This window comes from Mesorhizobium sp. M5C.F.Ca.IN.020.32.2.1 (assembly GCF_004023105.1).
Classification (GTDB): domain Bacteria; phylum Pseudomonadota; class Alphaproteobacteria; order Rhizobiales; family Rhizobiaceae; genus Mesorhizobium; species Mesorhizobium wenxiniae.
Map to the genome: position 1 here is coordinate 1 of NZ_RZSX01001572.1, position 602 is coordinate 602.

Below are 602 nucleotides of genomic sequence, written 5' to 3' on the forward strand. Positions count from 1 at the left end.
CATCCCCTCACTGCCGCGCTTGACAAGCGCCGAGCGGCCGAGGCTTTCGGTGATCGCGGTGCGTCCGCCGGCATTGCCGCCGCGTGCGAACTGTCCGCCAGGAGCGGAGCCCTTGCCCTGAAAGCGCCCACCGGGCCGCGCATCTTGGCGCCCGCCTTGATAACCTTGGCGCGCGCTGCGCTGGGTGCCGAAAAAGCTTAGCACTCGCTCGCGCATTTCCTGTTGGTAGTGGTAGCGCAAGCTCTCATCACGGATGCGGCTGGTCAGTTCGCGCAGCGTCTTTTCCAGTTCCGCCCGCCGCTCCGGCGTGTCGAAGATGCCGCCGGCCGTTTCGCGCACCCATAAAAGGTCGGCAAGCGGCCGCGCCTCGGAAAGCACTGCGCGAAACGCGTCCGGCCCGTCGGCCTTGACCAGATCGTCGGGGTCCTTGCCTTCTGGCAGAAGCGCAAAGCGCACCGAGCGGCCTGCCTGAACCGCCGGCAGCGCCATGTCGGCGGCGCGCCATGCCGCCTTCAGTCCGGCCTGGTCGCCGTCGAAGCACAGCACCGGCTCGCCGGCCATGCGCCACAGGAGTTCGAGCTGGTTTTCGGTCAGCGCGGTGC

The 602-nt window shown here is 68.4% G+C and carries 1 protein-coding gene; it reads right to left on the reverse strand.

Annotated features, from left to right (window positions below; genetic code table 11):
- Positions 1 to 602, reverse strand: a 602-nt coding sequence (locus tag EOA86_RS37520; RefSeq protein WP_206630287.1) for a toprim domain-containing protein, incomplete at both ends; no start/stop codon positions are given.